Annotated in this window: 25 protein-coding genes; 2 read left to right on the forward strand and 23 right to left on the reverse strand. The window is 47.1% G+C overall.

Translation table 11 applies throughout. From position 1 onward, the window contains the following. Nucleotides 1–82: 82 nt before the first annotated feature. From DVH26_RS26810 to DVH26_RS26835, 6 genes are all read right to left on the reverse strand, one after another. A complete protein-coding gene (locus DVH26_RS26810) occupies nucleotides 83–679 on the reverse strand; it encodes a class I SAM-dependent methyltransferase (protein ID WP_239627372.1) in 597 nt (198 codons plus the stop codon). Nucleotides 680–729: 50 nt separating this feature from the next. Continuing rightward, nucleotides 730–1293 carry an NADPH-dependent FMN reductase gene (locus tag DVH26_RS26815; protein WP_239627374.1) on the reverse strand — a complete coding sequence of 188 codons (564 nt, stop codon included), beginning with the start codon at nucleotides 1291–1293 and terminating at the stop codon, nucleotides 730–732. Between the two features lie 72 nt (nucleotides 1294–1365). Further along, nucleotides 1366–1773, reverse strand: coding sequence for a DoxX family protein (locus DVH26_RS26820; protein ID WP_239627377.1), 408 nt, complete (start codon nucleotides 1771–1773; stop codon nucleotides 1366–1368). 64 nt (nucleotides 1774–1837) lie between these two features. After that, the gene (locus DVH26_RS26825) at nucleotides 1838–2062 is read right to left on the reverse strand and encodes a DUF896 domain-containing protein (RefSeq protein ID WP_239627379.1); all 225 of its coding nucleotides are present in this window, start codon (nucleotides 2060–2062) and stop codon (nucleotides 1838–1840) included. Nucleotides 2063–2284: 222 nt separating this feature from the next. Next, entirely contained in the window at nucleotides 2285–2893 is a 609-nt protein-coding gene (locus tag DVH26_RS26830; RefSeq protein ID WP_239627382.1) for a histidine phosphatase family protein, read from the reverse strand. A 50-nt stretch (nucleotides 2894–2943) separates the two neighbouring features. Then, the gene (locus DVH26_RS26835) at nucleotides 2944–3642 is read right to left on the reverse strand and encodes an HAD family hydrolase (RefSeq protein ID WP_239627384.1); all 699 of its coding nucleotides are present in this window, start codon (nucleotides 3640–3642) and stop codon (nucleotides 2944–2946) included. A gap of 123 nt (nucleotides 3643–3765) precedes the next feature. Here DVH26_RS26835 and DVH26_RS26840 point away from each other — a divergent pair, with 123 nt between their 5' ends. Then, nucleotides 3766–3963 carry a hypothetical protein gene (locus tag DVH26_RS26840; RefSeq protein ID WP_239627387.1) on the forward strand — a complete coding sequence of 66 codons (198 nt, stop codon included), beginning with the start codon at nucleotides 3766–3768 and terminating at the stop codon, nucleotides 3961–3963. Between the two features lie 17 nt (nucleotides 3964–3980). On the opposite strand, the gene DVH26_RS26845 is transcribed toward DVH26_RS26840, so the two are convergent. The 6 genes from DVH26_RS26845 to DVH26_RS26870 form a co-directional block, all read right to left on the reverse strand. Further along, nucleotides 3981–4418 carry an NUDIX hydrolase gene (locus DVH26_RS26845; RefSeq protein ID WP_239627389.1) on the reverse strand — a complete coding sequence of 146 codons (438 nt, stop codon included), beginning with the start codon at nucleotides 4416–4418 and terminating at the stop codon, nucleotides 3981–3983. A gap of 126 nt (nucleotides 4419–4544) precedes the next feature. Continuing rightward, nucleotides 4545–5816 carry an ATP-binding protein gene (locus DVH26_RS26850; protein WP_239627392.1) on the reverse strand — a complete coding sequence of 424 codons (1272 nt, stop codon included), beginning with the start codon at nucleotides 5814–5816 and terminating at the stop codon, nucleotides 4545–4547. 110 nt (nucleotides 5817–5926) lie between these two features. Next, a complete protein-coding gene (locus DVH26_RS26855) occupies nucleotides 5927–6319 on the reverse strand; it encodes an MmcQ/YjbR family DNA-binding protein (protein ID WP_239627395.1) in 393 nt (130 codons plus the stop codon). Between the two features lie 57 nt (nucleotides 6320–6376). Next, on the reverse strand, nucleotides 6377–6922 hold the full coding sequence (locus tag DVH26_RS26860) for a hypothetical protein (RefSeq protein WP_239627397.1): 546 nt from the start codon (nucleotides 6920–6922) through the stop codon (nucleotides 6377–6379). A 35-nt stretch (nucleotides 6923–6957) separates the two neighbouring features. Beyond that, nucleotides 6958–7743 carry a DUF3891 family protein gene (locus DVH26_RS26865; protein WP_239627400.1) on the reverse strand — a complete coding sequence of 262 codons (786 nt, stop codon included), beginning with the start codon at nucleotides 7741–7743 and terminating at the stop codon, nucleotides 6958–6960. Between the two features lie 140 nt (nucleotides 7744–7883). Then, nucleotides 7884–8318 (reverse strand): NUDIX domain-containing protein, encoded by a 435-nt coding sequence (locus DVH26_RS26870; protein ID WP_239627402.1) that lies wholly within the window; start codon nucleotides 8316–8318, stop codon nucleotides 7884–7886. 213 nt (nucleotides 8319–8531) lie between these two features. Between DVH26_RS26870 and DVH26_RS26875 the strand changes: the two genes are divergently transcribed. Further along, nucleotides 8532–8990, forward strand: coding sequence for a GNAT family N-acetyltransferase (locus DVH26_RS26875; protein ID WP_239627404.1), 459 nt, complete (start codon nucleotides 8532–8534; stop codon nucleotides 8988–8990). Nucleotides 8991–9078: 88 nt separating this feature from the next. Here DVH26_RS26875 and DVH26_RS26880 read toward each other — a convergent pair whose 3' ends face one another. The 11 genes from DVH26_RS26880 to DVH26_RS26930 form a co-directional block, all read right to left on the reverse strand. Continuing rightward, complete coding sequence (locus DVH26_RS26880; protein ID WP_239627407.1) at nucleotides 9079–9882, reverse strand: phosphotransferase family protein; 804 nt, start codon at nucleotides 9880–9882, stop codon at nucleotides 9079–9081. Nucleotides 9883–9963: 81 nt separating this feature from the next. After that, nucleotides 9964–10449 (reverse strand): pantetheine-phosphate adenylyltransferase, encoded by a 486-nt coding sequence (gene coaD / locus DVH26_RS26885; protein ID WP_239627410.1) that lies wholly within the window; start codon nucleotides 10447–10449, stop codon nucleotides 9964–9966. Between the two features lie 22 nt (nucleotides 10450–10471). Further along, nucleotides 10472–10936 (reverse strand): GNAT family N-acetyltransferase, encoded by a 465-nt coding sequence (locus DVH26_RS26890; protein WP_239627413.1) that lies wholly within the window; start codon nucleotides 10934–10936, stop codon nucleotides 10472–10474. A 9-nt stretch (nucleotides 10937–10945) separates the two neighbouring features. After that, nucleotides 10946–11365 (reverse strand): protease complex subunit PrcB family protein, encoded by a 420-nt coding sequence (locus DVH26_RS26895; RefSeq protein WP_239627415.1) that lies wholly within the window; start codon nucleotides 11363–11365, stop codon nucleotides 10946–10948. Between the two features lie 12 nt (nucleotides 11366–11377). Next, a complete protein-coding gene (locus DVH26_RS26900) occupies nucleotides 11378–11857 on the reverse strand; it encodes a GNAT family N-acetyltransferase (RefSeq protein ID WP_239627418.1) in 480 nt (159 codons plus the stop codon). Nucleotides 11858–11871: 14 nt separating this feature from the next. Then, nucleotides 11872–12042 carry a hypothetical protein gene (locus DVH26_RS26905; protein WP_239627420.1) on the reverse strand — a complete coding sequence of 57 codons (171 nt, stop codon included), beginning with the start codon at nucleotides 12040–12042 and terminating at the stop codon, nucleotides 11872–11874. A gap of 596 nt (nucleotides 12043–12638) precedes the next feature. Beyond that, nucleotides 12639–13391 carry a CAP domain-containing protein gene (locus DVH26_RS26910; protein WP_239627422.1) on the reverse strand — a complete coding sequence of 251 codons (753 nt, stop codon included), beginning with the start codon at nucleotides 13389–13391 and terminating at the stop codon, nucleotides 12639–12641. A gap of 101 nt (nucleotides 13392–13492) precedes the next feature. Beyond that, the gene (locus DVH26_RS26915; protein ID WP_239627425.1) at nucleotides 13493–13870 is read right to left on the reverse strand and encodes a VOC family protein; all 378 of its coding nucleotides are present in this window, start codon (nucleotides 13868–13870) and stop codon (nucleotides 13493–13495) included. 207 nt (nucleotides 13871–14077) lie between these two features. After that, nucleotides 14078–14647, reverse strand: a complete 570-nt coding sequence (locus tag DVH26_RS26920) for a histidine phosphatase family protein (RefSeq protein WP_239627429.1) — start codon at nucleotides 14645–14647, stop codon at nucleotides 14078–14080. A 358-nt stretch (nucleotides 14648–15005) separates the two neighbouring features. Next, nucleotides 15006–15866, reverse strand: a complete 861-nt coding sequence (locus tag DVH26_RS26925; protein ID WP_239627431.1) for a GNAT family N-acetyltransferase — start codon at nucleotides 15864–15866, stop codon at nucleotides 15006–15008. A gap of 253 nt (nucleotides 15867–16119) precedes the next feature. Continuing rightward, complete coding sequence (locus DVH26_RS26930) at nucleotides 16120–16890, reverse strand: DeoR/GlpR family DNA-binding transcription regulator (RefSeq protein WP_239627434.1); 771 nt, start codon at nucleotides 16888–16890, stop codon at nucleotides 16120–16122. Between the last annotated feature and the right edge of the window lie 213 nt (nucleotides 16891–17103).

Consider the following 17103-nt stretch of genomic DNA (forward strand, 5'->3'; position numbering starts at 1 on the left):
TGTGAGTCAAGCTCCGCAAAATGTAAACGGGTGGAATTTGACGTATTTTGTAGAAAGAAATTAAGCTTTGCTTACGGCGGGATCAGCCGATCTGTTTCAATGCTTTCATTATGTAAAAAGATTGTCTTTCATATCTTGTATATTGCCGTAAATCATCCGTTACAAGGCCGAATCGCAAGCCTGACTCGTTAAACTGCTGATGAGGGTGATAGCTGCAAAAATCCATGTACAGAAGCTGCCCCATTGGTTTCAATAGCGCTGAGCATTGAGCCAATGTACTCTCGTAATCCCCAATCTCCTTCATCGTTGAGCCAATGATGGTTACAAGATCGAATTGTTCCTCCGGTGTATAGCTTAAGATGTCCGAACAAACGACGTGAGCCGGATTAGGATGCCCTTCTCTCGACTGCCTGTATTGGTACAGATTGCATATCCGTTCGTCGATATCTACGCTCATCAAGGTCCCTGCCCCATCCAGCCAAAACCCTAGAAAGTCATCCCAATCCCCGGTTCCTATGCCAATATTGAGCACCCTGATTCCGGGCCGCTTATCCAGACTGGAATTGACATAGTCCCTTGTCTCCAGCTCAACGTACAGGGAGGCCGGGGATAGATTCCACTTTCCCGCTTCCCGGTCGCGCAGCGAAAGGTAATGGTGAAGGAGCGTCGAATCATCCATCGGTATATCTGCCTCCCGTTGTCGCCTAGATCAATATTGGTGATTAGCGCCTACTCATTCAATTGCTGCACCTGGTCTATCCATTGGATAAACGTTTGTACATAGCGCCCCAAATATTTGCGGGTCGTTTCATCTGTGAGCTTATGAGTATTGGCATCAATTTTATCCATAACTTGAGAGATGTACATTTTTTGAAACGGCATCACATACGACTGCGTGGCATCCAACGTCTGCCTGATTTGCTGCTGCGACAGAATCGTTCCTTTGACACCAGGCGTTGCACCTATCACTCCTGCAGGCTTATGGATTAAGACTGCAGTTTTGGTAGGCGTCGATGCCCAATCGAGCGCATTTTTCAGTACGCCCGGTATTCCTGAATTATACTCCGGACTAACGATGAGGATGCCATCCGCTTCTTGAATCGCCTCACGATACTGTTTTACCGGATCCGGCCCTTCTCCGCGATCCAAATCCGCGTTATACAAGGGCAGATTCGCAATGGATATCAATTCATATTGTGCGGAATCTACGAGATCAGGGATCGTATTCGCAATCATTCGATTAAACGAATGCTCCCTCAAGCTGCCTACAATAATCCCAATTTTTTTCGACATCAGCTTGCCTCCTAATGTTCATTCTTTTACCATTTTACATTACTTTCCACATCTTTTGTGAAAATGATTCATTTACCAGAACAAATGGAACACAGCATCGAGCGAGTACGCCCCAGCCCCCGTAAAAGCCAAAGCGACAACCGAGGCAATAATAACCAGCGGATATTCATAGCCGTTAGCCGTAGCCCACAGCCCATTCGGACCATGAACTTTGACGATGGCGCCAACCATAGTCGCGGCAATCAACGCCGCAGCAACCGGTGTCAACAACCCCGCTGTCAGCATGATTCCGCCTGCCAATTCCATTAGTCCGGCAAACACTGCCATCGCTACACCCGGCCGAATACCGACCGATTCCATCCAGCTCCCTGTCCCCTTAGGTCCATAGCCGCCAAACAGCCCGAACAATTTCTGAGCCCCATGACCGATAAACAATACACCAATAACTACCCGAATAATTAATAATCCAAAATGCATCATAAAAAACATCTCCTTTTTTTCTCAATTTGTATTTTCTTAATTTTAAGATATATGGGATGAAAAATTACTGAGACTTATGTTCCTTCATATCTACAAGCTTTTTAGGAGTAACATCATTCCCTAACTCATCCATTACAGAAACGTTCAATAGCGTCGACATGACTTGACCGCGTAAAATCTCTAAATATTGCTTGCGGAGTGCAGCTTGCTCCGCTCTCTCGGGATCCGATAATCCTGTGCTGTGTTCAATTCTGCTCAATTCATTAATGCGGTTTAAAATCGGTATCATTTCCTTCGCCTCCTTGAATTTGTATATCTCAATTTCGTTTATCTTAATTTTAAGATATATTAATTTGAGATAAATGTCAATAACTTTTTTTTACTTTTCACACAAACAGCTGCGGCGTAGTAAAAAAATGATGAACTGCACCCCAATGACAGCTCACAACTTGACATTGGAGGTACAGCTCAGTTTCAATTCTAATAAACAGCCTCACGCAATGTTGAAGAATCATTCAGCGGCATTCTCACTATGCTGCAAATGGCTCGTACAATTGTACAGCTCACAGCTCCATGCATTCTCTTCGCTACCGCTTCTATGCAGTACGGTCACTGATGTATTATCTAAATGCGCCTCCGCCTCCAGAGCCGGAATCATTTTTTTTAATGTATGCTTCAAAATCGCTCCATGGCTAACGACCAGAACCCGTTTTCCCGAGTAGGTGCGGGCAATTTCCTTCAGGCATTCGCTGCCCCTCTCCATCGCCTGCTCCGCCGTCTCGAACCCGATATCGTCGAGCTGCCGCCAGTCCGCTCCCCAGAGGGCAATCCGTTCATCCTCGGTAGTTCCTTCCGCTTTGCCGCGGCCTAGTTCCCGCAATCGCTCATCCAAAGCTTCGATCGGCATGCCCAGCTTGTCGCTAATAATTTCCGCCGTTTGTCTCGCCCTGAGCAGATCGCTCGCGATAATAACGTCCCACTTCTCTTCGCTTAATCTTTCGGCTACTTTGTGGGCCTGTTGTATCCCTTCATCATCCAACGGATTGTGCGAATGCCCTTGAGTTCGTTTTTCCTTATTCCATGAAGTTACTCCATGTCTTACTAAAACGATGCGGGTCATTGTGCTCCCTTCTTTCTACTTTTATTTAAATAGTCATATGAATCTGTTTACTATGCGCCTTCTACCCAGCTTATAACTTCCGTCAAGCACTGACAACGTCTGCTTGCTCTTGCGTCTTCGCTTCTCACCAATATAGCACGGATTCCGGCGGCTTCTGCACCGAAATAGTCGGCTTCTATATTATCCCCTATCATCCATACTTCCGGCGGATGGCCGGACATCTGCAGCGCGAAGTTGAATATCGCGGGATTGGGCTTCTCGTACCCCACCTCTGCGGAGTTGATGAAACCATCGATATGCTCCCATAGCTGAAGCGATTGCACAATCTGTTTTAGCTCCGGTATATGATTCGATACGATAGCGTGCTTCCAGCCCTTTTGACTTAATTGAGTTAAAGTGGGAATGGTATCGTCAAACAATGCCCAGCGTGCCAAGTCGATGAAAATTTCTCTAGCCGTTCGCGCCAATGCAAGGGATAATTCCTTTTCAATTCCGCAATGCTCATATCCTCGAGCAAATTGGTTTAGAATGGGTGCCCACCATGCTGAGGGCGATAGGTTCGGCGGGTTCGAAATGTTCGGTTGGTGCCAAGGAAAGCCGGTCGTTAGAAACGGTTTGAAATCCGGCGCCGTTATCTTCGTATCCGGATCATGCTTTTGTAGCGCCTCCAGCATCGATGCTCCCCACATCCCGTCTCTACGGTAACCAAGCGTTCCGTCAAAATCCCAAAATATCATCTTTGGATTCACGACAAGATTCTCCTGTCTGTTCGGATTTTCGACAACTTTTTCATTAATGTGATATTCTTAACAGAATATTGACAGGCGAAATGCTACAATAGAAATAACATATAGGAAAAGGAAGTTGTTGGAATGCCAAAGAAAGTTCTTAGGAGTCAATCGGTTCATTATCCGTTTTCCGTTCTGTTGAATAAGACCAAAGTATTGACGCGGGAAGGCAAGGGCGTTGTAGTCGATAAACAGACCGAATGGATTTATGTACGTTTGGATAAGAATGGCGCGATCATCAAAACCAGCATTTTTTTAACGGAGCTCATCGAAACCGCGTAATGCGGTTTTTTAGTTTATTAGCCTTGTTTCATCCGCGAAGAGATCCATTCCTGGACAAATGGAGTTACTTCCATCCGTCCAAGCTCCTCCAACCGAATCCAGCGTGCCCCTAAAGAATCCTGTCCGTCTCCATCCGATCTCAGCTTTTCCAACCCGCTCGAAGCCTCCACATCATAAATGATTCCTATATGGTGCAAATGCTCTAGCTCTGTTTCCCTTGAGGGATAAATCAACGTGTAGGAGGAAGCCTTCCTGATGATGCCGGCAATATCCGTTAAACCGGTCTCTTCGGCAAATTCTCTCTTTAAAGTCTCATACGGCTCCTCGCCGAACTCGATGGATCCCCCAGGGAAATCCCACTTGTGAATATGAGGTCCCCTTGCTTTTTGCACAAGCAGAACCTGATGATCTCTTACTAGAATGCCGTACACTCCAATATGCGTATAAGTTTGCATAATTACTACCCACGTCCCCCTTCTATCCAACCATATAAAAAAACATGCTTATTTCCACAAAAGAAACAAACATGCATATTTATGGAAAATATTAGCATACGAAGGTCACCCCGGCAATACCTTTATTCATGCACTTTCTTTTTGCGGGAATCTCAGCTCAAACTTCGTGCCTCTTCCCACTTCGCTTTGAATATCGATTTTACCGTTCATCTTCTTAATAATTCCGAACGAAACCATGGTGCCAAGCCCTGTTCCCTTATCCTTGGTCGAATAGTAAGGAGTGCCTAGCCGTCTAATTTGCTCTTCCGTCATCCCCACGCCCGAATCACTAATGAGAATAACAACCTGTTCATCCCGACTGCTAGCATGAATTTCCAGGACCCCTCCGTTATGCATCGCTTCAATGGCATTTTTGCCGATATTGATTAATGCCTGTCGGAACTTGTGCTTGTCGCCATCGATATAAATAGACTCCTCATCCGTCACGTTGCCGACTATTTGGATATTGTAGTAATTCGCATAGGTTAACAAAATATTCGACAAATACCGGACTTCGTCCTGAATATGTATAGGCTCGATCACTTCGGGATCGGGTTTGGCGAGGGAGAGATAGTCGGTAATGATCACCTGGGCGCGATCCAGCTCTTCAAGACAAAGCTTTTGATAGTACCGCTTCTTCTCCTGGTCGAGCGACTCGGCCCCCAGCAATTGAATAAAGCCTCTTACGGTCGTTAGCGGATTGCGAATCTCATGAGCCACCGCAGCAGCCATATCGCTGACGATTTTTACCTTCTCGCTGCTGACGACCTCTTCCTGCATGTGAAAATAAGAAATGAGAAACTCAATTAAATAAACGCATAACCCGACAATAAATCCTTGAACCAAGTAGGTTTCCAACGTGATGATTGGCCGTACGAACAAGAGCTGAATTTGCGCCGTCAATGTCAAATAGATCGCAAATGTCATGAATTTGATAAGGAAGCTGAGAAAGATAGCCGCAGCGATTTTCGACCACAAGCTAAGCAGGTGATACTTTCTCAAATAAAGGACGACCAGAAGAAAGCTGGGACATAACGAGATGATATAAATCAATTGGTTGGGGCTATCCATGAAATAACGGCATGCGAATACAATGAAATACAACATCGCGGATACGGGCAACCCTCCGTACAAGGAGCCGATGGCAAGAGGAATGGCGCGAAAATCATACGTAAGCCCGCTTAAATGAATGGGAAAGGACATCGTTACGACTAAGGCAACGGAAAACAGGACGAACAGCAAGAAACAGTACAATCGGGGCTTGCTCTTGGTACGATAAATATACGGATAAAAAACCAGCGGAGAAAAGATCATAAAGATGTTAAGCAAGTAATCTTTAAAATAGCTCAGGCTTATCATACGTTTCTCCCGGAAAGGTTTTTGGACAGCTAGAAGGCCTCTGTACATTTCGACAATTCTTATCGGTTTCCTGCTCATTATAAGTACTTTTCCATCAAAAAAAATAAGCCTTACGGCTCATGATGGTGCAGTGCACGAAGCAGTCTTTTTGGTGCTGTCCGGCCGTAGCCTTCCTCTATTAAATCCTTGACTTCTTCCCAGTTTATGTCGGTCACACTTCGGAGAGAGACCCAGCCGTGCTGTCCTATATAGCGAGTTTTGCTATAGTTGCCGTCCTCTTGCTGAAGCAGAAACTCCTGTGTAGACGGGGCCGTCTTAATTGACATCGTAGGGATATCGTCCTTCTCTCCCATCATCACGAACGGCTTGTCGTTCACGCGAAAGGAGATATGACCGAAGAGATCCGTGCTTTCCGTTACTTCAGGATACTGTGTGCATATCGTTCTGACTTTGTCCAGCAAAAGCAAGCTTTGTTCCGATTCGAGCGTCTTCCCGTGGCTCATGTACAGTTCCTCCTATTTCACTTCTATTATTGCTATCCTTATTCTGATTGTCGGCGTTTAAGGAGACGGATATACTCTGCTTCCGCTATAATCGAATGCTTCGATGACAGCAGACGCTTCTCTCTTTTTGAATAAAAGATACCATACGGCCTTTCCTTCGGCTCCGGGATATGGCAAGTATTTATCTATCGGAATTATGGCCGCACGGGTCCCGTTGACGCGCACTTCCTGTACTAGATTCGCATTGGCTAATCCGTAGATAAGCTCATTGTCCTTGATGGTTCCCCCGCCAAGCGGCTTTTGCAGCTCTGAGGTCAATTCCATGCCGGTACCGGTTGTCCGGGACTTGACTCTCCACCCGAACATTGTTTTTGTCAAATAAACCCCTACTATGCTCTGCGACGAATTGACTCCAAAATACAACGCATGATCTCTGCTCTGGAAAGCCGGTACAAGCTCTTGTACCTGCAATGTCTCGCTAACGCCTGCTTGATTGCGAATCGCTTCCTCGATCGTATCGAACGAACCGCGATATTGCTCCGCTAATGCAATGATACTATACAAGATTAGTATAACCGCAACCGCTGCTAACCGATCTTTCATCCTGATTCTATAAGCACCCCGCTTCATATAGATTCTTACGGATTTGCCGCCTCTGCAAAAGCAATCTTCTGCTCCAGCAAGTCAGCTTGGCGGTAAGCTTCATTCAGTCCCAGCTGCCGGATGGAACGCTTGTCGATCCGCTTGTATCGCAGAGCAGCCGTGAATGGCGTGCGAAAAGGAAACGGAGACAATTGAACGGTCTCCTCGTCGGTCCATTGAGCCATAAGCTTGCGGTCATCCGTAGGGTCAAAAAGCTTCTCCGAACCGTTAATGCCGTTTCGATACCATGGATGCTCCTGCTCTTTGCTGACGCCTGGCTCATTCAAGCAAATATACAAGGACAAGCTGTCGCAAAGCTGAAGCAGCCGGAAATGCCGATTCACCAACGAGTCACTCGTTAGCCGAAGCTTGTTAATAATGCGCTGCTGTCTTGCCTGCTCGTACTGAACGAACTCACCGTACTCCTTCGCCATCGTAGCCGCTTGCGGATAAAACGATGCGAAATGACGGCTGCACAGCAAGGCTGCATATTCATTCTTTTGCTCAATTTCATCGACGCCAAACCGGTACAAAACCAGCTTGGGCAGCTCAGGATAATCCATGAACGAATACGGAGCCGCTGCTCGATCATTCCAGATGGGAGTGTCGTCCAGCCTCAGCCAGCTGCGATCGTGCTCGTAAATGGCGTACAACACGTCTTCCACACAGGAATCATCCCCGAAGACGGAAGGGACAAAATGCGACGCCATATCACCCGACAAAGCCGCATGGTCAACCTGCGTTATCATAATAAAATGCTGTTCCGTTTCCCGAACGATCATCGTTCTCACTCCTTGTTTGAGCTTGCGACGCTACTTTTTCCGGACCGCAGAAGAAAAGTACCTGTCAGGTGGGCAATATCATAGATTTCTTTAGCCAAAATCGCATGAGTCATGGTTTTCATTTCTTCCCTGTATTGTATTCACAGCCTGCCTGTCAGCTGACCTGCCTTGGTCAATATTCGGCTTCGTTCGCCTTCGCCTTCCAGTTTTGTTACGAGTCCGACAGCGGTTGGGAAGTTCATTACAACATAGCCGGTTTTCTCGAAGCCTTGAGGCATATCCAGGAAGCTTTCCACTCGGGTCAACAACCAGACGGTGTAGCTGTTCGTTTCCTGCCAGTACCAGCAGGCGAAAGGGATTCTTTCCTTGCCCAATACGACTCCAGCCTCTTCCAGTGCTTCTCTATCGAGCGCTTCATCCAATGTTTCGCCTCGCTCAACCCGTCCTCCAATTGTAGTCAAGGCTTGCTCATCGCGATCCCATACCATAATCAGGTTGCCGTTATCAAGTACAGGCACGCTGTGTACGCCTGCAATCGGCTTGTCTTGCGGCAGCTCGGAAATAAATCTCAGCATCGGTATCTCCTCCGTAGGTTCGATAAATCCTTTATAGGCTACCACAAAATGGAAGTCTATGAAACTAGCTTTTCTTCGATTAGACAAAATTTCCGATTACATATTCATCTATTAGCCCCATATTTGTCAAAAACAGTTATACTCAACCTTTATCGTTACTTACGAATCAACACGTAGTAGCATTATCCATATCAGACGGTAAAGGAGTGCCCTATGTCCATCACTTTAAAAACAATCGACGCCGCGAATTGGCAGAATATCATCCAATTGTCCGTAAGGGCGGATCAGAAATCTTTTGTCGCCAGTAATTCGTTTTCCCTGCTGCAGTCACATTACGAGTCCGATAAAGTCCCTCTTGCGGTTTATTTGGGGGAGGAGGCCATCGGCTTCATGATGTACGGCAAAGATCCTGAAGACGGAAAGTACTGGATTGTCAGATTCATGATCGACCATAGGCATCAGGGGAAAGGATATGGAAGAACTGCCTTGCTGGAAGCAATCCACTGGATCCGAGGTCTTTCAGACTGCAGTCCCACGATCACGATCAGCTACAAACCCGATAACCTAATCGCGGAAGCTTTGTATGAAAGTGTCGGGTTCAAAAAAACAGGGGAAATGACCTCCGATCATCCCGACAAATGGGAAGTGATTTCGGAGCTGTATGTGAAGTGAACACCTCGTTAAGGAGCCCGCTCCCTATGAAAAAACACACAGATCCTCCCTATGAACAGGCTCTCTGTGTGTTTATCGTTTCATGACTCTATTCAACTCGTCTTGACAGTCTTGAAATTATTTTCAACAAACGAAGCCGTTCCGAAGGTATATGATCCCCCAGTCTTGCGACTGCTACGGGAAAAATCCAAGGGACGATCTCTTGCATAGATGCCGGGTAGTGCTGCAAATACGTCTTCGTATAAGCTTTGAATAATTCGGTTCTTCCATGGTTAAATAAATCCGCATTCGGTATAAAGTCCGGTACTTCGGCAACTTTTAAAATAAGTGCGCTGAAGACAAAATCGGCCATTCGATTGCCTCTCGTTGCATTGACCCAATCCAGTATGACCGGCCCCCGCGGCGAAAGAAGCACATTATCCGGGTGAAAATCGCCATGGCAAACCTCATTGGATTCCGGCAGCGATTCCAACGCGTGCAACGCCTTGTCCCGAATGGCTTCCTCTATCTGTGCCGAGCGGATGCGCCTCTCCAACGAGGCCTTCTGCGATGGCAGACGGTCGCTGCGGCAAGCATGCATTTTAGAGTGAAGCTCGGCGCTCAGCTCCCCTGCCCAAGCCATTTTGGACGCGTCGGCAAGCAGCACCTTCAGCAGCGTCGGGCCCTCCACTTTCTCGTAAACGATGCCGTCTCTTCCTTGGTCTTGAACCAATTCATAGGTTCGTGGCGTCGGCAAATCAAATTCGTTAATCACTCTGGAAACATTGCGCTCATGCTCCACGACATGTAACGCTGTACCGGGATAAAACAATTTGAGCGCTTTTTGGTCCCCATATTCAAACACTTCCGCCTGTCTTCCTTGCCCCAGCTTCGCTCTGGCGGGCTCTCCCATGTTCCGCTGCCCCTCTCGCTTAAAATTATCTTAATATTACTTATGCACAGCCCCATTCCGATCGGGTCGAACACACTCGACTTAGCCGCCGCTTAACAATGATTGTATGTACTCCTGGGCATGCTCCGTCAAATATTCGGCTGCCAATTCATATTTTTTCGTTTGCAAAAACATTTTGACCAGTGTGCTGCTCGTATTCAAATGCTTGGTCGTCGGGGTTAAATAAACAGTTTCAGCCAAGCACGCCTTACGGTTGTACTGCTCCAGCTTAATCTCGTAATCCAGATCGGTAGAGCCTCTGATCCCTCTTATGATGACGTCGATGCTGCGCTCCGCAATGTAATCGGCGATGACTCCGCCGTGATGAACGATGCTTACGGATTGGCTCACATGGAGTGTGGATAGCCGGATGATTTCGCACCGTTGCTCCGGTGTAAACAAATACGTCTTGCTGCTGTTGCCCGCTACTACAACATCAATATGCTCGAACAGCCGTGTCGCCCGCTCCAAAATATTCAAATGCCCCAGCGTAAAAGGATCGAACGATCCGGGATAAATGGCTCTCAAACGGATACACCTCCTGGTGAAATCACAATTCCTTATAGACGAATTCCCTATAAATGGTATACCCGTTTTTGGCATAAAAATCCCTGGCCATTGCGTTAGCCGCCCAATAATCGAGTTCAACCTTGACTGCTTCGTTATTGCGTGCGAATTCGTCGATTGTCTCGAGCAGACGAGAGCCGTAGCCTTGGGAGCGATGAGACTGCGAGATGCTGATTTGGTGGATGAATACTGAACGATATGGTTTCATAAAGGCATTCCCGGCATAAGCCTTCAGTTCGATCCAGGCATACCCGACAGGCTCACCCTGCACTCCCGCAAGAAAAAATACATGCGAAGGCTTCGTTACCATAGCAGCAAAAAACTGTTTGATCGGCTCATACTCGTATTCCTTAAAATAGTCCGGGTACAACCGGACATGGACCTCATGAACGTGCCGATTCAATCGAGCAATCGTTTCATAGTCTGTTGTTTGTACGATTTGCATCATTTTCAATCCTCACTTAACCCAGCGTAAGCGGATCGGCAATTCCGTTTTATCCATGACAAGTAAAATGGCAGGGTAGTCATACACTGCCAGAGTAGCGCCTGATCGGGGCTTCACATCCTCCGCTTCGATTAGAAGATAGCCCTCTCTATCCTTCACATCATGAACTTTAATACTATAACCACTGCTAGATTTGGTTCCGCTGGTCAGGATAATGTACTGTTTATTGTCCAAGGTAATCGTATCGAAACCGGAGTACGGATGCAGCCTTGCAACCGCCTCGTTCCAAAACTGATTCAATCGGGCGTTTTCTTGGAGAGTGTTCGGAAGTGATTGCCCCTCCAGTATTTCATAAGCCGGTCTTCCCATGGAGCATCCAACAATAAGGAATACGAGACATACGGCAGCAGCATACAGAACTCGTCTTATCATTAGAACCCAACCTTAATTAGCCAGTAGAAGCTTCAGCTTGCAGCCGCCGGTGATTAGGAAACCTTCCCTTTCATAAAAGGCTAAGCTTCGTTCAAACTCAGGCAGCTGAGGCGTTGCGACCTCCAGCCGTTTCCAATCTTTGGATCTGGCAAAATTAACTGCGAACGCGATCAAGCTTTTTCCAGTCCCGTGCGAGCGAAATTCCTCGCGCACATACAGCTCCTGAATCACACCGTAGCTCCCGTTCGCATATAGCGAGAAGCTTTCACACATCGATAAAAAACCGACAATGCCAGCGGATTCAAGGTCTACTGCCTTAAGCACAGTGTACTGCCCTGAGGAGATCAGTTGTCTGCACAATGGTGCAGCATCTTTCTTAGGAACAAGCTGTTCATCTCCAACGGTCTTCACGATAATCTCGGTCATCAGCTCTTTGTATAACGCTGCAATGGGTATTGCGTCCATTTCATTGCAAATTAGAATATCAATCACGGATGCTCTACCTCTCATTCCACGTCGAATTTCCCCTGCTCGATCTGCTCTTTCATCAGCTCCAGTGTTTTCAGGCTGCCGAGCAAATAGTGCTGCTTTTCCTTCGTATCTACAACGCTGACAGGCGTATCCTTAATCTGTGCAATCTTATCATCCAGCCAAGCAATGAACAGCTGTTTATTCATCGGTATACCCCCATTTTTAAGTCGGTCCTATTCGAGAATTGGAATAATATAGAATTCGGTACTATTGTAAAAATCCCTTCCTCAGCCTTGCTAGATCTGAAGGTTGACCATTAAATTTTTGCGAGATTCTGGCAAAGTGATAAATTAGAAAAAAGTTTTAGGAATATTATTATTGAAAGCGCATTCTATTTAATTAATAAAAAAATGTAAAAGCTACTGCTGCTTTAAAACGAGATGGTCGATTGGAGTTGAGTAGTTCATTGGGATGAAGGGCGGAACGGAGCGTTCCATTTGGGGTAATAGCAAGTTTAACGGGACGATAGTACCCAGTTTATTGCCCCTAACTTGCAGGGTACTGGGCATTTACGAGCAGATAGCCGTACTACTGGCCCATGGAAGTGGCGAATGAATTGACTACTAGGATACCGTGCAGCTATTGCTCATGACCTAGCATTGGCCTTATTTTATTAAAGCAAATAATAAAGCATGTCAGCTAACCTCACGAATTTAGTATGTCCCCTCTCAAGGAAGCCATTCATAAAATGAAAAAAAGAAGCCCTTTAATTGCGGCTTCTTTTCCTGAGGACGGAACGGTATTACCCTGTGAATTCTTGCACCCAAGCATTGTTATAGAAACCAACGCCGATTTTGGTAAAGGATCCGTTAAGAATGTTGGCTCTATGCCCCGGACTGTTCATCCAATCGTTCATAACCTGTGAAGGGCTGGTTTGCCCCTTGGCAATATTTTCACCGGCTGAATTGTAGGTAATGCCAAATTCATTCATCATATCGAACGGAGAGCCGTGTGATGGAGAATTGTGATCAAAGTAGTTATTGTTTATCATATCCTGCGCCTTGACCAAAGCCATATTGGCTAACTCAGGACTCATTGTAAGTGCCCCTAAACCCGCTTTGCTTCTTTCTTGATTAACCAAATCCAGTACCTGCTGAGCATATTCCGAGCTGCCTTGTGGAGCTTGCCCAGTCGGCGAAGGTGTGGCCGGTGTCGGATACGCTGGATTGGATGGAGCCTGGTAGGTTGGATTGGTAGGTGCCTGATAATTTGGAGGAACTTGATAAGACGGATTCGAAGGTACCTGTGTTATCGGATTTCCCGCCGGTGGTTGTATCAAGTCCCATATATTAGAAGGAATTCCATTAGGAGCTCCTTTCATGGTGACTGATCCTTGATACGGAGTCGATGTTGACGTTGATGACGCCTGTGGGGTGCCAGGAGTCGGTGCAGCTGATTGAGACTTCATGGAAGGAGTCTTTTGCGCCGCATTGTTGTTGCTGGCTGTACAGCCTGATACAAGTAATATTACTGCCAAAACAATATATTTAACCATGACACTGTCTCCTCCGTTCGATAAAGTTATGAAGGTACGCCATTAACTTTTCCGGAGACAGCTTGAATTATTCGCATTGATCTGTGTGATGCTAAATCACATCAAATATCCATAGTAAACAGCTTATTGCCTTCCGGATCCCAAAATTCGAAGGCATGCTTGTCATGGGCAAGCTCTCCGACTTGGACACCGCGTTCGATCAAATAATCTCGGGCGGCAGCCGCATCGGTGCATCGGAAATGAAACGCTGCATAAGGCAGCGGTGCTACCGGCTCCGGCATTCCTACCAGAATGAATCCGACACGATTTTCCATATTGAACCCGGCCAAAGGCTTTTTGGGATCGTCATTCGTCCACGCAGGGACCAGGCCCAGCGTCTTCGTATAGAAATCGTATGCTTTTCCGAAGTTATACACGTGGATATAACAATTGCCAATATCTTGAGTAAACGGAATCGCGCTTACTTTGCTTTCGCTCATTATTGATTGCCCCTTCGAGTTATGATATGGATCAGAACCATGACAGCGCTTCTCTGTGCTGCACTTTCGATCCTATTCTTGATCGGCAAACCCGATATCTTCCTTTTCGGCAATAGGCTCTCATTTTTTTACATTTTAAAAGAGAAAAACATATTATTTAAGTTTATTACTAATGAGTCTGTCTGGAGACATCTCAAACAGAATAACTTACTCCCAAAGTCTCTTCACGCTCTTAAGCTGTTCCTCTTCAAATTCCAGCCTGTAAATATCCGGCTTGGACGTGCTTTTCCAAAAAGCAAAGCCATAATCGCTGTCAAAGTAGTTCATTATGATGGTCATAATATTGCCGTGCGTACCGACAGCTATTTTGCTGCCCGCATGTTTCTTAAGGAGCTGCTTGATGACCGGAACAGCCCGTTCCTGAGCCTCCCGTGTACTCTCTCCGCCTTCCAGCTTGAAATCGAGATCCGTGAATGACTGCTCCACAGCATCCAGCAGCTCCAGCTCGGTGATACTCACATCCAAGCTTGCAATTGGGCGCTCACGCAGCTCCTCGTACTCAAGTATCGTTTGGCCGTAAGCTTCTGCCAGCAGAAGAATCGTATCTATAGCGCGGGTATACGGGCTGGATACGAAGACATCGATGCCTTCGTGACGAAGTATTTGGTCTATTTGGCGGGCATCCTGCTTTCCTTTAACGGATAACCCTCGTAATCTCTCATTTCCTGCAACATATGGAGATTCCGCATGCCGGATCATATAAAGAAACGTTGTCATATAGCAGCTCCTGCCTTCATAAGGGAATTAGTTGTTCCGGTTCGAATACACATGAAGCGCCTGGACGGCTGCATCACGGCTCAGTCCGGTCCTCTGATGGATACGTTCAGCCCATTGCTCGTTGGTATCCTGCTTGCTTTCTTGCCTGGGAAGCCTGTCCGGCAGCGAAGACCGTCAAAGTTTCCATCGGATACCGAGAATGTATTCCAGACTTGCCCATTTCCCACATTCTACCATATTATATACATTAGTAGCTATTATTTTCAAAAGGACAGGGCTCATAAATCGATAGAGAGGACAAAAAAGCAGCCCGCTAATTAGCAGACTGCCCGGAGATTATCCAAAACATTGTTGTACATCAAAGCAAAGACTGTTTATAGTAATCGATCACATTCGTCCGGCGAAAGCCGCAAGACTCATACAATCCAAGTGCCCGTTCATTGCTTGCGGCAACCTCCAATTCAAACGTATCCATGTTCCGTTCACGCTGCAGCCGCTCCATCACCGCAGCCAGTGCCGCTCTCCCGATGCCGCGCCCCCGTTCCTCCGGCCTCATGCAAAATCCGAAGATGAACGCAGTCGATCCCTCCGTGAGCACCCCCAGCTTGCCAACGGCACGGCCGTCCACTTCAATAAGGTAGATGAGCTCCTGCGGCAATAACCGGGAGCTAGCCAAGGAATCGGCGTCCGCTGCCGGCATATTAAAGCCTGCCTGGTTAAGCTCAGCGATCGTCTTCGCATCCCGCTCCTCCGCGATGCGCAGGGTGAACTCGGGGTATCTCCCTTGACTAGGCGGCAAGACCTCCGCATGCGCAGCGCGCTCCATGCCATATTCGGAAAAAGCATAGGGCTGCCCACGCTGCTTCATAAAGGCTGTCCCTGAGATCGAATCTCGCGGGCAAATATAAATGAGCTCAGGAGGACCGCTAACGGCGAGCAGTCGAATCGCCGCCTCCATCATCTCGGTAAAGATCCCCTGTCTGCGGAAATCAGGGTGAACCATCCCGCTTAGCTCCGCCGCCGACGGGATGATGATATAAATACCAAGGAATCCTGCCAGCTTACCGTCCTTATAGTATAAAAGATCGTTCGTTCTTCCCTCCTGCCGATCCTGCAGCATCTCCCAATTCAATTTTAATCGGATGCCCTCATGCTCCTCGCAAGCCTCGGCCAATCGTCGAATGTCAGCCAGCTCTTGTTCGTCTAATGTTTGTTTCATAACGATTCCCTGTACCAGACACGTCACAACCTTTCCTCACTTTTGCTAAGTTTACTCAATTCCTCCCGTGTGTATTAAGGAGCTGATTGTTGTTTACGAAAACCACCTTCTTTTTTGCCAGTGTACCACAGCGCTTGGTCCGCTTCTCGATAATAAATGACTAGGATAAAAAGTTTATCTAGCAGCATGGTGCCAAAAAAATACTCCTCCTCAGATTATCTTCATGAGAAGGAGCACTTAATAACGATTTCGCTCAGGAAACGCTTGGAATTTGAATGACATTCACCGAGAGCTCGGAGAGCTGCTCGATGACCCCGGCATCCGTTTTCTCGTCGGTAATGACATGATGGATTTGTTCCCACGATGCGACGTGGGCTAGCGATTGCTGGCCGAACTTGCTGAAGTCGGCCAGTACGTAGGCGGTATCGGCAATGCCGATCATCTTTTGCTTGATCAGCGCCTGCAGCTCGTTCGACTCGCTCAAGCCTCTTTGCAGATGCAGCCCTTTGCAAGATATGAACGCTTTATCCACATAGTAGGTGCTTAAGGAGCGCTCGGCCAAAGGTCCTACGTAAGAGAGTGAACGAGAGGAGAGCAGTCCACCCGTGGAGATCACCTTGATCTTCTCCTTCGTGCTCAGCTCCATCGCGACTTTGATTGAATTGGTCAGCACCGTAAGCGCTATGTCCGGCAGCAGCTGGGCCATGTTCCAAGCCGTAGAGCTCGCATCCAAAATAATTCGGTCATGCTCGTTCACATGACGAACGGCTTCTTGCGCAATACGGCGCTTCTCGTCGGCGTTCGTCGTTTCGCGTTCCATATATGGCGTTTCCGCCTGTGAGGCAGGGATGCTGATTGCTCCGCCATGGCTGCGCAGCAGCTTGCCTTCACTCTCCAGCTTATCCAAATCGCGGCGGATCGTTTCTTCCGTCACTTCACATATTGTGCTTAATTCCGTCACCCGGATACTGCCCCGCTCGTTGACGAGCTGTACGATTTTTTGCCATCTTTGGGCTACCAACATCCTGATCCCTCATTCGATTCTAGTTATTGATTTGCTTCCTGCATTTGTTTGCAAAATGTCCCAGTGCCCTATATTGTACAACAAGTTGGCCGATAGCACTAGCTCCGCAGGCTTTACAGGAATGTTGTTTTGTTTCTGAATAGGCTTGTTTTCAATGCAACACTTTTTTCATTCAAAAACATTCAAATCCGTCTTCAGAGGCATTTCACACGG

Origin of the sequence: Paenibacillus sp. H1-7, from assembly GCF_022354825.1 — a bacterium.
In the GTDB taxonomy this organism is placed as follows: Bacteria; Bacillota; Bacilli; order Paenibacillales; family NBRC-103111; genus Paenibacillus_S.

Excerpts from the sequence above, each read along its gene's own strand:
- DVH26_RS26810 (WP_239627372.1), bottom strand. The coding sequence starts at position 679 with ATGGATGATTCGACGCTCCTTCACCATTACCTTTCGCTGCGCGACCGG.
- DVH26_RS26815 (WP_239627374.1), bottom strand. The coding sequence starts at position 1,293 with ATGTCGAAAAAAATTGGGATTATTGTAGGCAGCTTGAGGGAGCATTCG.
- DVH26_RS26820 (WP_239627377.1), bottom strand. The coding sequence starts at position 1,773 with ATGATGCATTTTGGATTATTAATTATTCGGGTAGTTATTGGTGTATTG.
- DVH26_RS26825 (WP_239627379.1), bottom strand. The coding sequence starts at position 2,062 with ATGATACCGATTTTAAACCGCATTAATGAATTGAGCAGAATTGAACAC.
- DVH26_RS26830 (WP_239627382.1), bottom strand. The coding sequence starts at position 2,893 with ATGACCCGCATCGTTTTAGTAAGACATGGAGTAACTTCATGGAATAAG.
- DVH26_RS26840 (WP_239627387.1), top strand. The coding sequence starts at position 3,766 with ATGCCAAAGAAAGTTCTTAGGAGTCAATCGGTTCATTATCCGTTTTCC.
- DVH26_RS26845 (WP_239627389.1), bottom strand. The coding sequence starts at position 4,418 with ATGCAAACTTATACGCATATTGGAGTGTACGGCATTCTAGTAAGAGAT.
- DVH26_RS26850 (WP_239627392.1), bottom strand. The coding sequence starts at position 5,816 with ATGATAAGCCTGAGCTATTTTAAAGATTACTTGCTTAACATCTTTATG.
- DVH26_RS26855 (WP_239627395.1), bottom strand. The coding sequence starts at position 6,319 with ATGAGCCACGGGAAGACGCTCGAATCGGAACAAAGCTTGCTTTTGCTG.
- DVH26_RS26860 (WP_239627397.1), bottom strand. The coding sequence starts at position 6,922 with ATGAAAGATCGGTTAGCAGCGGTTGCGGTTATACTAATCTTGTATAGT.
- DVH26_RS26865 (WP_239627400.1), bottom strand. The coding sequence starts at position 7,743 with ATGATCGTTCGGGAAACGGAACAGCATTTTATTATGATAACGCAGGTT.
- DVH26_RS26870 (WP_239627402.1), bottom strand. The coding sequence starts at position 8,318 with ATGCTGAGATTTATTTCCGAGCTGCCGCAAGACAAGCCGATTGCAGGC.
- DVH26_RS26875 (WP_239627404.1), top strand. The coding sequence starts at position 8,532 with ATGTCCATCACTTTAAAAACAATCGACGCCGCGAATTGGCAGAATATC.
- DVH26_RS26880 (WP_239627407.1), bottom strand. The coding sequence starts at position 9,882 with ATGGGAGAGCCCGCCAGAGCGAAGCTGGGGCAAGGAAGACAGGCGGAA.
- DVH26_RS26890 (WP_239627413.1), bottom strand. The coding sequence starts at position 10,936 with ATGATGCAAATCGTACAAACAACAGACTATGAAACGATTGCTCGATTG.
- DVH26_RS26895 (WP_239627415.1), bottom strand. The coding sequence starts at position 11,365 with ATGATAAGACGAGTTCTGTATGCTGCTGCCGTATGTCTCGTATTCCTT.
- DVH26_RS26905 (WP_239627420.1), bottom strand. The coding sequence starts at position 12,042 with ATGAATAAACAGCTGTTCATTGCTTGGCTGGATGATAAGATTGCACAG.
- DVH26_RS26910 (WP_239627422.1), bottom strand. The coding sequence starts at position 13,391 with ATGGTTAAATATATTGTTTTGGCAGTAATATTACTTGTATCAGGCTGT.
- DVH26_RS26915 (WP_239627425.1), bottom strand. The coding sequence starts at position 13,870 with ATGAGCGAAAGCAAAGTAAGCGCGATTCCGTTTACTCAAGATATTGGC.
- DVH26_RS26920 (WP_239627429.1), bottom strand. The coding sequence starts at position 14,647 with ATGACAACGTTTCTTTATATGATCCGGCATGCGGAATCTCCATATGTT.
- DVH26_RS26925 (WP_239627431.1), bottom strand. The coding sequence starts at position 15,866 with ATGAAACAAACATTAGACGAACAAGAGCTGGCTGACATTCGACGATTG.
- DVH26_RS26930 (WP_239627434.1), bottom strand. The coding sequence starts at position 16,890 with ATGTTGGTAGCCCAAAGATGGCAAAAAATCGTACAGCTCGTCAACGAG.